The following is a 13400-nucleotide window of genomic DNA, read 5'->3' as shown; positions in this document are numbered from 1 at the left end:
TTTTATTGCCCGCCTGCCGGCAAAATTGCCGATTACCGTCGTGCGTAACAAAGCCGATATGACTGGCGAAACGCTGGGTATCAGCGATGTGAATGGTCACTCACTTATTCGCCTGTCGGCGCGTACCGGCGACGGTGTGGATCTGCTGCGCAACCACCTCAAACAGAGTATGGGCTTTGATACCAGCATGGAGGGCGGCTTCCTGGCCCGCCGCCGCCACCTGCAGGCGCTGGAAGAGGCCGCAGAGCATCTCCAGCAGGGCAAAGCCCAACTGCTGGGCGCGTGGGCGGGTGAACTACTGGCGGAAGAACTGCGGCTGGCGCAGCAGGCGTTAAGCGAGATAACCGGGGAGTTTACCTCTGACGATCTGCTGGGGCGTATTTTCTCCAGCTTCTGTATTGGGAAGTAACGTGTAATCCGTGGACGTTCGTTGATTGTTTGCTAATGGTGATGGTCATGACTGCCGAATATACCGTTGTTGAATCTGTTCCCTCTGCCGAAGATTTTTGTCGTTTACGTAGTATCTCAGGCTTGTCAGCACGACCGCTTGAGGCCGCCAAAGTGGGTTTGCCACGAAGCTGTTATGGTGTACATATTCTCTGGCAAGGAGTGCCTGTTGGCATGGGACGTATCGTTGGTGATGGTGCATTAAACTTCGAGATAGTCGATATAGCCGTCGATCCCGCCCATCAGGGGCGTGGCCTTGGCCGCATGATTATGGAAAATATTATTCTCTGGCTGGACAGGAACGCTTATAAGGGCAGTTATGTCACTTTGATCGCTGATGTACCAGAACTCTACGCTAAGTTCGGTTTTGAGTTAGTCAGGCCGGAAAGTGAAGGAATGGCCAGAATTTGGGGATAGTTTCCAGTCATTATCCAACCTTTGTGCCCTTGAATAGGTTCATAGTCGTGTTTTCAAGGAAGATCATTGCTGATATATGAACAAGATAGCCAGATTTTCCACTATCTATAAGGCGGACGCCGTTAGCCTCAGCGCCCTCTACGAAGCCACCAGCGAGCGAACGCTGGCGGCCTGGCAGCAGGTGCCCGATTGCGGCGAGGTCATGCAAAACGCCCATTACGATCCGCACCGGCTGGCGCTGGCAACCGGCATCCAGCCGCCGCTCTCTGGCGCTATCGCTTCCCTGCGGCAAAAGCTCGCCGCGCTCACCGGTGACGACCCGCTGGCCGACTGTATGCCCGCCAGCGGCCTGCATTTTACGTTTCTGCCTGTCACGCTACCGCTTTACGAAAAAGGCCAACGTCCTCAAGAGTTGGACGCCCTGCGCGCGCTATGGCAGACGTGGGACGGGCAAACCACGCGGATCCGTGGGCTGCGGCTGGTGGCGTTGCCCGGCCAGCTGTTGCTGGCTGGCATCCCGGATGAAGCGAGCCAGCGGGCGCGCCAGACCTTTTGCGAAACACTGCTCTCCTCGCCCTGGCGCGACAGCTTACTGGCGCGGCATAAAACCACGCCGCTGCCACCGCCATTCTGGCACACAACCCTGTTACGATATCGGGCACAATGCTTACCTGTGCCGCTACGCCGTTTTTTATCCAGGAACGTAACCGGCGCTATGGCGACGTTGCAGGCCCGCTCATACTCGGCCTGGTCAACTACAACTGGACGCAGGTAGATCGGATTAAATAATCACGGGGTAAATAGGTAATACCGCATGCATTAACGAAATAAATTGTAAATGTCGCATTACGGACTTTTCATCCATCTGTTTGCGCATTAAAACGTATGCGGTATGCGCAATAATCATCTTTCTCAGCACACCGGACCATTATCACGGAGCGAAAAATGGCAACGCATTTTGCAAGAGGGATCTTTTCTGAAGAGTGTCTCATTTCCAGTCGGCTACCGCAGGCCTGCCATGCAATGGCCCGCCAGCTCCCCGAACATCAGCGGCTGCGTTTTCTGGCGTCCAGGGCGTTACTCGCCGAAATGATGAGTATGCTTTATGGCGTAAGCGAACTGCCGGAGATCGTTCGTGAGCCAGACGGCTCCTCCCGTTTTGCCGATCCTGACCTGCCGCGCTTTTCCACGGCCTGGGCCGGAAATATGGCAGGCGTGGCGATTACCACCGAAGGGGAGTGTGGCCTGGACATGGAACTGCAGCGCGCGACGCGCAGTTTTCACAGCCCGTACGCACAAAAGCCATGGCAGTTCAGCAGCAATGAACAGCTGTGGATCAACAATCAAAGCGATCCCAACGAAGCGCAGGCGCAACTTTCCACCCTGCGCCAGAGCGTTCTCAAACTTATCCACCCGGCACAAAATGCCGCTGATGCGCTGCAGCTGTTGCCCGGTTCAGGCCGTTTACGCGTACCGCACTTACAGCAGGTTGAGGCGCTATGCGATGCAGAGGATGTGCTGATCTGGTCGGTGGCGGTGGCTCCGGCTATTGAAAGCCTCAAGATCTGGGAATTTAACAGCAGATACGGCTGGCGGGCGCTGGCGGATATTCAGGCCCGGGCTAACGATCCCGACTCCCGCCTGATGCGTTTTACCAGTTTGCCCGTCGAGAAAACCCTGACGTTCTGAGCGAGAAACGAAGCAGGCCTTCCCCCTGAGCAGGGGGAAGGCGCGGGGATTAATGCGCGTCGATAAAGACGATTTTCAGCACGAACAGCAGCGCCACCACAACCACGCAGAGGCTCAGATCGCGCAGACGGCCGGTGAAGATTTTCATTACGCAATAGGAGATAAAGCCCAGCGCGATACCTTCGGTAATGGAGAAGCTAAACGGCATCATTACCGCGGTAATAAAGGCGGGCACCGCTTCTGTCAGGTCATCCCACTTCACGCGGGCCAGGCTGGAGGTCATCAGCACGCCAACATAGATCAGCGCGCCCGCCGCCGCATAGCCCGGCACCATCCCCGCCAGCGGCGAGAGGAAGATAACCAGCAGGAACAGAATGCCCACCACCACGGCGGTCAGGCCCGTGCGGCCGCCCACAGAGACGCCGGAAGAGGACTCGATATAAGCGGTTACGGAAGAGGTGCCGATAAAAGCACCCGCGACAGAAGAGATACTGTCAACGTACAGCGCCTGCTTCATGCGCGGGAACTTGCCTTTTTCGTCCACCAGCCCGGCTTTATCCGTCACGCCAATCAGCGTACCGGAAGAGTCGAACAGGTTGACCAGCATGAAGGAGAAAATCACGCCCGCCAGACCGATGTTAAAGGAGCCAGCCAGGTCAACATTACCGACCACGCTGCTAATGCTCGGCGGCGCGGAGACGATACCGTGATACTGCACGTCGCCCATCATCCAGCCCAGCAGGGTTGTGACCACGATAGAGACCAGCACCGCGGCGTGAATATTACGGGACGCCAGGATAGCGATGATAAAAAAGCCCAGCACGCCAAGCAGTACCGAGTGAGAGGTCAGGTTACCGATGCTGACCAGCGTCTCCTGGTTCGCCACGATCACGCCCGCGTTTTTCAGGCCCATCATGCCGATAAACAGGCCGATACCGCTGGTTATGCCGACACGAAGGCTGACCGGAATGTTGGCGATCATCCAGTAACGGACGCGGAAAATCGTCAACAGCAGCAGGCCAACGGCTCCCCAGAAGATAGCGCCCATGCCAATCTGCCAGGAGAGGCCCATTGCGCCAACAACCACAAAGGCGAAGAAGGCGTTCAACCCCATCGCAGGCGCCAGCGCCACCGGCAGGTTGGCGAACAGCCCCATCAGGATACTACCGAGCGCGGCGATAAGGCAGGTAGTCACGAAAACCGCGCTGGTGTCCATTCCGGCTACGCCCAGAATCTGCGGGTTAACAAAAACGATATACACCATCGTTAGAAAGGTGGTGAAACCGGCGATCACTTCGGTTCGCGCCGTTGTGCCGTGGTCGCGCAGTTTAAACACGCGCTCAAGCAGCCCGTGGCCCGATGCCTGGGTAGTGTGTTGTTGGCTCATTATCAATTTCCGAACAAAGGAGGGAAAATTCGTCGCTATCCTATACCAAAATGAGACAATATTGACCTTAGTCACACACTTTTTTTCATTGATTTTGCTTATACGGCAACGATTGCGTGGGGTAATCTGCCGTAAGTAAACGTTAAACTTGCAATAACAGGAACTGGCATGTCCCAAATAGAAGCGGTATTTTTCGACTGTGACGGCACCCTGGTCGACAGTGAGGTCATCTGTTCACGCGCTTACGTGCATATGTTTAAGGAGTTTGGCATTCCCCTTGATCTGGAGGAGGTGTTCAAACGCTTTAAGGGGATGAAGCTCTACGAGATTATGGACGTCGTGGGCGCAGAACACGGCGTTAACCTGGATAAAGCCGCGCTGGAGGCCGTATTCCGTAGCGAAGTGGCCCGCCTGTTTGATTCAGAACTGGAGATCATTCCGGGGGCGAAGGAGCTGTTAGAGGCCGTTACGGTGCCGATTTGCGTCGTCTCTAACGGTCCGGTCAGTAAAATGCAGCACTCACTGGGCAAGCTCGAGCTGCTGCACCACTTCCCGGATCTGCTGTTCAGCGGCTATGACATTCAGCGCTGGAAGCCCGATCCGGAACTGATGTTCCATGCCGCCAGGGCGCTTAACGTCAACACGCAGAACTGTATTCTGGTTGATGACTCGGTGGCAGGCGCGCAGTCGGGCATCGCGGCGGGGATGGAGGTGTTCTATTTCTGCGCCGACCCGCATAACAAACCGATCGACCACCCAAAAGTGACTACCTTTACGGAACTGGCGCAGCTGCCGGCGCTGTGGAAGGCGCGCGGATGGGATATTACGCGTTAACATTTTTGCCTCTCCCTGACGGGAGAGGCTGTCGGTTTATTTAAAAAGCTTCTGCACAAACTCTGCATAAGCCGGACGCCAGACGTCCATTTCATGGTTCAGCCCGGGGTACTCCTTATAGTCAAAGCGAATCCCCTGTTTTTCCAGCTCGCTTTTCAGGCCCGCAATATCCTTGCCGGTAACCGAGTCGTTTTCACCGACCACAACCGTGAAGTTATGCAGCTGCTTATTAACCGCCTCTGGCTGGTTAAGCCGGGCCGTGACGCCTTCATCAGGAACGGTGGTGGTGGTTACGCCGCTAAAGGTGGCCAGCCAGCCAAAGCTTTCATGATGGTTCATTACCGATACCAGCGCCTGATAGCCTCCCTGCGATAGCCCGGCCAGCGCGCGTCCCGCCGCGTCTTTGCGCACGCTAAAACGCGTGTCGATCATCGGAATGATATCCTCCATCAGTTCGCGGTCTGCCGCTTTCGCGTTCAGCGGGTAGAAAGTTTTACGTCTCTCTTTGGGCGGATAATTTTCTGCAATAGCCTGCGCGATATCCGTTTCCGTGTCCGGCACGACCACCAGCATCGGCTTGATTTTCCCCTCGGCAAGCAGGTTATCCATGATCTGGGGTAACCGCCCCTGGTCAATAGCGGAAAGGCCGGTATCACCAAAGCCATGATAAAAATAGAGAACAGGTAACGGTTCCTCTTTGCCGTCGTATCCCGGCGGCGTCCAGACATAAACGCGGCGTTCAGCGGTTAACGCTTTTGAATGGTAGGTAATAGTCAGCAAATCCCCATGCGGGACGGCCCGATCGTCAAGGATGCTACCCGGCACCAGAATCAGGCTGGTATTGACCTGACGCTGCGGTTTCTGAAAACGGCTCCCCGTATCCACGGAGCGGAATCCGTCTACGTCAAAGTAGTATTCATAAAGGTTGGGCTTTTGGATCTCGCTCTTCCAGGACCATACCCCGTTTTCATCTTTCGTCATGTCATGGGAGACGAAGCTGTCCGCGGCGGCGCCTGTCACCACCGCGACATGCTTCGCATGGGGAGCAAAGAGACGAAAAGTGATGCTCTTGTCGGCGTTAACCTGGGTGACATATTGGCTCACCGGCACCGTCTGGTCGGGCGTGGAAGGAAGAGGGGCGGCGAGAGCCGTTCCCGTCGCGCCGCCTGAAAGCATAGCGATGAGCACAGTCAGACAGGCAATGTTTGTTTTCATGATATTTCCCTCTTGTAGGTGATGGCTGCGTCATATCCTGACGAAGCCGCAACGAATGGAAGACAGGACGTGCTGCCCCGTCGACCACAGTAGCCATGCGAACAAGCGGAAAATGTGACCTCGCTCATAAACAAAAACGCCAGCACAGGCTGGCGTTTGTATCACTGAACAGGAAGGCGATTACTCTTTCGGATCTTTACCCGCCAGCAGCTTATCCAGCTCATCGCCGCCTACGTGACGGAAATCCTGACCTTTCAGGAAGTAGAAGATGTATTCGCAAATATTCTGGCAGCGGTCGCCGATGCGCTCAATAGAACGGGCGCAGAAGAGGGCGGTCAACACGCTGGGAATGGTGCGCGGATCTTCCATCATGTAGGTCATCAGCTGACGCACAATGCCTTCGTACTCCTGGTCAACTTTCTTGTCTTCACGGTAGATACGTACCGCTTCGTCAATATCCATTCGCGCAAACGCATCCAGCACGTCGTGCAGCATCTGCACCGTATGGCGACCTAACGACTCCAGGCTGACCAGCAGCGGCTGATGCTGGTGGGAAAACTTCTCCAGCGCAGTGCGGCAAATCTTGTCCGCCACGTCGCCAATTCGCTCCAGTTCGGCGATGGTTTTGATAATGACCATGACCAGACGCAGATCGCTGGCGGTCGGCTGACGCTTGGCGATAATGCGCACGCAGGCTTCATCGATGGCCACTTCCATCATATTGACCTGCTTGTCACCCTCAACGACGCGCTTTGCCAGCTCGCTGTCCTGGTTATGCATTGCCGTGATGGCATCAGAGAGCTGTTGCTCGACCATCCCACCCATGGTCATCACCTGAGTGCGGATACTTTCCAGCTCGGCGTTAAACTGGCCGGAAATATGTTTATTGAGGTTAAGATTGTCCATTGCGTACTCCTGAATCAACCGTAGCGGCCAGTAATATAATCTTCTGTTTGTTTCTTCGCGGGCTTGGTGAACAGATCGTCCGTGTTGCTGAATTCAATCAGCTCGCCAAGATACATAAACGCCGTATGATCGGAGCAACGCGCCGCCTGCTGCATGTTGTGAGTAACGATCACCACGGTGTAGTCCTGTTTCAGCTCGGTGATCAGCTCTTCAATACGCCCGGTAGAGATCGGGTCGAGGGCGGAGCAGGGTTCATCCAGCAGCAGAACTTCCGGGCGAATGGCGATACCGCGCGCGATGCACAGGCGCTGCTGCTGACCACCAGAGAGAGAGTATCCGCTCTGATGCAGCTTATCTTTGGTTTCATTCCACAGAGCGGCTTTGGTCAACGCCCACTGCACACGCTCATCCATATCGGCGCGGGAGAGCTTTTCAAACAGACGCACGCCAAAGGCGATATTGTCGTAAATCGACATCGGGAACGGCGTCGGCTTCTGAAAGACCATCCCCACTTTGGCGCGAAGTAGCGCGATATCCTGGGTATTGGTGAGAATATTGTCGCCATCCAGCAGGATTTCACCTTCTGCGCGCTGTTCCGGGTAAAGCTCGAACATTTTGTTAAAGGTGCGCAGCAGGGTGGACTTACCGCAGCCTGAAGGCCCGATAAAAGCGGTCACCTGATTTTTGGCAATATCCAGACTGATATTTTTCAGGGCATGGAATTTGCCGTAATAGAAGTTCAAATCACGAACCTGAATCTTGCCCGGCGTTGTATCAACCATACTCATTTGTCTCTTTCCTCACTCGACGCCGCGTTTCGCCGCGCCGTAAAAATTAGTGTTTCTTCGTCGCGAAAATGACGCGCGCCAGGATATTCAGCAGCAGAACGCACAGGGTTATCAGCAGAACGCCAGCCCAGGCCAGTTGCTGCCACTCTACGAATGGACTCATGGCGAATTTGAAAATGGTCACCGGCAGGTTAGCGATAGGCCGCATCATATCGGTGCTCCAGAACTGGTTGGAGAGCGCAGTAAAGAGCAGCGGGGCGGTTTCGCCCGCAATACGCGCCACCGCCAGCAGCACACCGGTCATGATCCCGGAGACAGACGCTTTTAACGTAATGGCGGAAATCATCTTCCACTTCGGCGTCCCCAGCGCATAAGCCGCCTCACGCAGGCTATCCGGCACCAGCTTAAGCATGTTTTCCGTGGTACGAATAACAATCGGCACCTGCAACAGCGCCAGCGCGATAACGCCCGCCCAGCCGGAGAAGTGCTGCATCTGCGCCACCACCACGGTGTAAACAAAGAGGCCCACAACGATAGAAGGCGCGGAGAGCAGAATGTCGTTAATGAAACGGATAACTTCGGCAAGCAGGGATTTACGGCCATATTCCGCCAGATAAATGCCGGCCATGATGCCCAGCGGCGTACCGATAACAGTCGCACACAGAATCAGCAGGCCGCTGCCCGCCAAGGCGTTTGCCAGCCCGCCGCCCGCCGTGTTCGGCGGCGGCGTCATTTCGGTGAACAGCGCCAGCGACATACCGTCAAAACCGCGTGCGATGGTCGAGAAGAGGATCCAGACCAGCCAGAACAGACCAAACGCCATTGTCGCCATCGACAGGGCCAACGCGATACGGTTTTTGATGCGGCGACGCGACTGCATTTTGCGGCGGGATTCCGCCAGTTCTGCGGTGTTTTGCATATCGAGCGTAGCCATTAGCGTGCCCCCTCGTTCTTCGCCAGACGCATGATCATGAACTTAGAGATCGCCAGCACGATAAACGTAATCACGAAGAGGATCAGGCCCAGCTCCATCAGTGCGGCAACGTGCAGCCCCGATTCCGCCTCGGCGAATTCGTTAGCCAGCGCAGAGGTAATACTGTTACCCGGCATATAGAGCGACACGCTGTCGAGCTGGTAGGTGTTGCCGATGATAAAGGTCACGGCCATGGTTTCCCCCAGCGCGCGTCCCAGCCCCAGCATCACGCCGCCGATAACGCCGTTTTTGGTGAACGGCAGCACGATACGCCAGATAACTTCCCAGGTGGTGCAGCCGATACCGTAGGCCGACTCTTTCATCATCACCGGCGTCTGTTCGAATACATCACGCATGACCGCCGCAATGTACGGAATAATCATAATGGCGAGGATAATGCCCGCCGCCAGGATACCGATGCCGAAAGCCGGGCCAGAGAAGAGGGCGCCGACAAAAGGAATGGCGGAAAGCACATTGCCGACCGGCTCCTGAAAATATTTGGCGAACAGCGGGGCGAAAATAAACAGGCCCCACATGCCGTACACGATACTGGGGATAGCCGCCAGCAATTCAATCGCAATACCCAGCGGGCGCTTAAGCCAGCCCGGCGCCAGCTCCGTCAGGAACAGAGCAATGCCGAAGCTTACCGGAACGGCAATCAGCAGGGCGATAAATGAGGTAACCAGCGTGCCGTAAATAGGCACCAGCGCGCCGAACGTCTCGTTTGGCGCATCCCACTCTTTTGTCCACAAGAATGAGAAACCAAATTTCTGAATACTCGGCCATGATGAGAAAATCAGAGACACGATAATGCCGCCAAGCAGCAATAGCACAATCAGCGCAGCCAGTCTTACCAGCGCGCTGAAAATCATGTCACCTTTTTTACCCGGGGGGTTAAAAGCCGGCTTGGTTGCAGCCATAAGTTACTCTTCTGTTAAAACGTCTTTCGAATAGCCTGGTGGCCTACAGTGAGGACTGTAAGGCGGGGAGCACTGCGCTACCCGCCATCTTCGTCAACGATATTCTGTTAATAAACCGCTTTACCGCTGCTGTCTTTCACGCTGGTCTTCCATGCGGCGCGAACTTGTTCAACTACGCTTTCCGGCAGGGTTGCATAATCCAGGTCGTTAGCCTGTTTGCCGCCGTTTTTGTATGCCCAGTCGAAGAATTTCAGCACTTCGGCACCCTGCTCAGGTTTCTTCTGCTCTTTGTGCACCAGGATGAAGGTGGTGGAGGTGATCGGCCACACGTCATCGCCTTTCTGGTTCGTCAGATCCTGAGCGAAAGATTTGCTCCAGTCGATGTTCTTAGTGGCGTTAGAGAAGCTCTCTTCGGTCGGGCTGACCGGTTTGCCATCGGCAGAAACCAGCTTGGTGTAAGCCAGGTTGTTCTGCTTAGCGTAAGCATACTCAACATAACCAATAGAGCCTGGCAGACGCTGTACGAACGCGGCGATGCCGTCGTTACCTTTACCGCCCAGACCGGTCGGCCAGTTAACGGTAGAGCCTGCGCCTACTTTTGATTTCCACTCTTCGTTAACTTTCGCCAGGTAGCTGGTGAAGACGAAGGAGGTACCGGAGCCATCAGCACGACGAACAACGGCGATGTTCTGAGACGGCAGTTTTTTGCCCGGGTTCAGCTTAGCGATTGCCGCGTCATCCCATTTTTTGATTTTGCCCAGGTAGATATCGCCCAGGGTTTTGCCATCCAGAACCAGCTCACCGGATTTGAAGCCTTCCAGGTTAACGGCCAGCACCACGCCGCCGATAACGGTCGGGAACTGGAACAGGCCTTCCTGAGCCAGTTTCTCATCAGCCAGAGGAGCATCAGAAGCACCGAAATCAACGGTGTTGGCAATGATCTGTTTTACGCCGCCGGAAGAACCGATACCCTGGTAGTTTACTTTGCCACCGGTCTCTTTCTGGTAGGTATCAGCCCATTTGGCATACACCGGCGCAGGGAAAGTTGCACCAGCGCCCGTAAGATTTGCTGCAGCGCTAACAGCGAAAGCGCTCAGAGAAAAGGTCGCGGCGACAACAGTTGCGACAGTGGTACGCATAACGTTCATAATGTCTCCTGCAAGGATCGTAAATCATTGTTTAAGTGGCTACGACGAGCAAAATAGGACACTTTGATGACAGTTATATGCAACGAATGTTACGGTTTAATGACAGCGGCTATTTTCCTTTTGTCAGCGCCCGTCGCCGGTAGTGCATAACTCTTAAGCGGATACGCCAGCGCATTAGCTTCGCCAGCTCTTCGCCGTTCATGATTCTTCGCGCCTGCCATAGCAGCAGCACGCCCACCGCCCACAGTATCGCCGACAGCAAAGAAAAAGAGAGATAAAGCGGCCATATTGCCAGTATCAGCAGGGATCCCGCCTGAAGAAGCGCGATGACCACAAACAGCTTAAGGGCGAGGGATCTTCCTTTTGTCACATTCGACATGGCCACTATCAGCAGGGTAAAAATCAGGCAGCCGCCAGCAAAGAAGAGGCCAGCAAAGCGCCCCTGGAGCGCGACGGCAAGGGAGAGATAACTCAGCAGCAACATATAGAACAGGGCCACAACGCTGCTGTAATAGGTGGAAACGCCTATAAACCGGGCTTTAGGCATCTCCTCAAATTGCTGAGTCTGCGCTTTAAGCTGCGCCAGTTTACGCCGCGCAATCCCATCCTCAATTTGTTCGCTCCACCTCAACAGCGCAGTGAAGTTCGCGCCCAGGATGTTCTCTAAAATCATTATTAGCCTGCGCAAAAGAAAAGAGGCTGCCGCAGCAACCTCTTTTTAGTTCGGACGCCGGGGCGCCGTTATTCCACCGTGACGGATTTCGCCAGGTTACGCGGCTGGTCAACGTCGGTGCCTTTGATCAGCGCCACATGATAGGCCAGCAACTGCAGCGGAACCGTGTAGAAGATAGGGGCGATAACCTCTTCCACATGCGGCATCTCGATAATATGCATGTTGTCGCTGCTGGCAAAACCAGCGTCTTTATCCGCGAACACGTAAAGTACGCCGCCACGAGCGCGAACTTCTTCGATATTGGATTTCAGTTTTTCCAACAGCTCGTTATTCGGCGCCACCACGATGACCGGCATATCGGCGTCAATCAACGCCAGCGGGCCATGTTTTAGTTCGCCCGCGGCATAGGCTTCCGCATGGATATAAGAGATCTCTTTTAGCTTCAGCGCCCCTTCCAGCGCGATAGGGTACTGATCGCCACGGCCCAGGAATAAGGCATGGTGTTTGTCAGAGAAATCTTCCGCCAGCTGTTCGATACGCTTGTCCTGCGACAGCATCTGCTCGATACGGCTCGGTAGCGCCTGCAGCCCGTGAACGATGTCATGCTCGACGGCTGCGTCCAGCCCTTTCAGACGGGCCAGTTTCGCCACCAGCATCAGCAGCACGGTTAACTGTGTGGTGAAGGCTTTGGTAGAGGCAACGCCGATTTCGGTGCCCGCATTGGTCATGATGGCCAGATCGGATTCACGCACCAGCGAAGAGCCGGGCACGTTACAGATAGCCAGCGATCCCAGATAGCCCAGCTCTTTTGACAGACGCAGCCCCGCCAGGGTATCCGCCGTTTCGCCAGACTGCGACAGCGTGATCATCAGGCTGTTGCGGCGCACGGCAGATTTGCGGTAGCGGAACTCAGAGGCGATTTCCACATCGCACGGCACGCCCGCTAACGATTCAAACCAGTAGCGGGAGACCATGCCAGAGTTGTAGGAGGTGCCGCAGGCGATAATCTGGATATGTTCAACCTTGCTCAGCAGGTCGTTGGCCTGCGGGCCAAGTTCGCTTAAATCTACTTCACCGTGGCTGATGCGCCCGGTGAGGGTGTTTTTAATCGCGTTCGGCTGCTCGTAGATCTCTTTCTGCATATAGTGGCGATAAATACCTTTATCACCCGCGTCATATTGCAGATTAGATTCGATATCAGGACGTTTTACTTCCGCGCCGGATTTATCAAAGATAACCACGGTACGGCGGGTCACTTCCGCAATGTCGCCTTCTTCAAGGAAGATAAAGCGACGGGTTACCGGCAGCAGCGCCAGCTGATCGGAAGCAATAAAGTTTTCGCCCATTCCGAGGCCGATAACCAGCGGGCTGCCGGAACGTGCCGCCAGCAGGGTAGAGGGATCGCGCGTATCCATCACCACCGTACCGTAGGCCCCGCGCAGTTGCGGGATTGCGCGCAGTACCGCTTCACGCAGCGTACCGCCCTGTTCCAGCTCCCAGTGAACTAAGTGAGCGATTACTTCGGTGTCGGTTTCGGAGACAAAAGTGTATCCGCGCGCTTTCAGTACTTCGCGCAGAGGTTCGTGGTTTTCGATGATACCGTTATGCACCACCACAATGTGTCCGGAGACGTGGGGGTGAGCATTGCCTTCCGACGGTTCGCCGTGGGTCGCCCAGCGGGTATGGGCGATGCCCGTACCACCATGCAGCGGCTGTTCTTCCGCCGCCTGAGCAAGCATCTGCACCTTACCGAGACGACGCAGACGGGTCATGTGCCCCTCGTTGTCGACCACCGCCAGTCCGGCAGAGTCATAACCACGGTATTCCAGACGACGTAAACCTTCGAGAAGGATTTCAGCTACATCACGCTGCGCGATTGCGCCAACAATTCCACACATAGTTAAAGTTCCTGATTATGGCATTTTGCCATGCGTTGTCGCTGACCTGTTGTTGCCCGTTAAGGGCGCCCCGAGCCTTGTAGAGAGTGGGGTTATTTTTATGGT

13 protein-coding genes and 1 pseudogene are annotated in these 13400 nt (G+C 55.3%); 5 read left to right on the top strand and 9 right to left on the bottom strand.

Going from position 1 to position 13400, the window contains the following annotated elements; translation table 11 throughout:
- The 4 genes and pseudogenes from trmE to ENTHG_RS17585 all read left to right on the top strand — a co-directional run.
- Positions 1-409: pseudogene (trmE, locus tag ENTHG_RS17600) on the top strand (tRNA uridine-5-carboxymethylaminomethyl(34) synthesis GTPase MnmE); the annotation flags it as partial.
- Positions 410-456: 47 nt separating this feature from the next.
- The gene (locus ENTHG_RS17595; protein ID WP_044182731.1) at positions 457-864 is read left to right on the top strand and encodes a GNAT family N-acetyltransferase; all 408 of its coding nucleotides are present in this window, start codon (positions 457-459) and stop codon (positions 862-864) included.
- 76 nt (positions 865-940) lie between these two features.
- Positions 941-1639 (top strand): hypothetical protein, encoded by a 699-nt coding sequence (locus ENTHG_RS17590; RefSeq protein ID WP_342355105.1) that lies wholly within the window; start codon positions 941-943, stop codon positions 1637-1639.
- A 170-nt stretch (positions 1640-1809) separates the two neighbouring features.
- The gene (locus tag ENTHG_RS17585) at positions 1810-2553 is read left to right on the top strand and encodes a 4'-phosphopantetheinyl transferase family protein (RefSeq protein ID WP_044182728.1); all 744 of its coding nucleotides are present in this window, start codon (positions 1810-1812) and stop codon (positions 2551-2553) included.
- Between the two features lie 49 nt (positions 2554-2602).
- Here ENTHG_RS17585 and ENTHG_RS17580 read toward each other — a convergent pair whose 3' ends face one another.
- Positions 2603-3940, bottom strand: a complete 1338-nt coding sequence (locus ENTHG_RS17580; RefSeq protein WP_044182725.1) for an NCS2 family permease — start codon at positions 3938-3940, stop codon at positions 2603-2605.
- 168 nt (positions 3941-4108) lie between these two features.
- Here ENTHG_RS17580 and yieH point away from each other — a divergent pair, with 168 nt between their 5' ends.
- Positions 4109-4774 (top strand): 6-phosphogluconate phosphatase, encoded by a 666-nt coding sequence (yieH, locus tag ENTHG_RS17575; RefSeq protein WP_044182723.1) that lies wholly within the window; start codon positions 4109-4111, stop codon positions 4772-4774.
- A gap of 36 nt (positions 4775-4810) precedes the next feature.
- On the opposite strand, the gene ENTHG_RS17570 is transcribed toward yieH, so the two are convergent.
- The 8 genes from ENTHG_RS17570 to glmS form a co-directional block, all read right to left on the bottom strand.
- Complete coding sequence (locus tag ENTHG_RS17570; RefSeq protein WP_044182720.1) at positions 4811-5989, bottom strand: alpha/beta hydrolase-fold protein; 1179 nt, start codon at positions 5987-5989, stop codon at positions 4811-4813.
- 180 nt (positions 5990-6169) lie between these two features.
- Entirely contained in the window at positions 6170-6895 is a 726-nt protein-coding gene (gene phoU, locus ENTHG_RS17565; protein WP_044182717.1) for a phosphate signaling complex protein PhoU, read from the bottom strand.
- A 14-nt stretch (positions 6896-6909) separates the two neighbouring features.
- Positions 6910-7683: a phosphate ABC transporter ATP-binding protein PstB gene (gene pstB / locus ENTHG_RS17560; protein WP_044182714.1), complete on the bottom strand. Its 774-nt coding sequence runs from the start codon at positions 7681-7683 to the stop codon at positions 6910-6912.
- Between the two features lie 46 nt (positions 7684-7729).
- On the bottom strand, positions 7730-8617 hold the full coding sequence (gene pstA, locus ENTHG_RS17555; RefSeq protein WP_044182712.1) for a phosphate ABC transporter permease PstA: 888 nt from the start codon (positions 8615-8617) through the stop codon (positions 7730-7732).
- Positions 8617-9576 carry a phosphate ABC transporter permease PstC gene (gene pstC, locus ENTHG_RS17550; RefSeq protein WP_044182709.1) on the bottom strand — a complete coding sequence of 320 codons (960 nt, stop codon included), beginning with the start codon at positions 9574-9576 and terminating at the stop codon, positions 8617-8619. The genes pstA and pstC overlap by 1 nt, the downstream gene beginning before the upstream one ends.
- 107 nt (positions 9577-9683) lie before the next feature.
- Positions 9684-10724, bottom strand: a complete 1041-nt coding sequence (gene pstS / locus ENTHG_RS17545) for a phosphate ABC transporter substrate-binding protein PstS (RefSeq protein ID WP_044182707.1) — start codon at positions 10722-10724, stop codon at positions 9684-9686.
- A gap of 109 nt (positions 10725-10833) precedes the next feature.
- Entirely contained in the window at positions 10834-11397 is a 564-nt protein-coding gene (locus ENTHG_RS17540; RefSeq protein ID WP_052332731.1) for a hypothetical protein, read from the bottom strand.
- 68 nt (positions 11398-11465) lie between these two features.
- On the bottom strand, positions 11466-13295 hold the full coding sequence (gene glmS / locus ENTHG_RS17535) for a glutamine--fructose-6-phosphate transaminase (isomerizing) (protein ID WP_044182705.1): 1830 nt from the start codon (positions 13293-13295) through the stop codon (positions 11466-11468).
- Between the last annotated feature and the right edge of the window lie 105 nt (positions 13296-13400).

The sequence above is a fragment of the Phytobacter massiliensis JC163 genome (genome assembly GCF_000321045.1).
GTDB lineage: Bacteria > Pseudomonadota > Gammaproteobacteria > Enterobacterales > Enterobacteriaceae > Phytobacter_A > Phytobacter_A massiliensis.
Note: the sequence above shows the minus strand (reverse complement) of the source record. Positions and strands in the feature narration are given on the sequence as shown.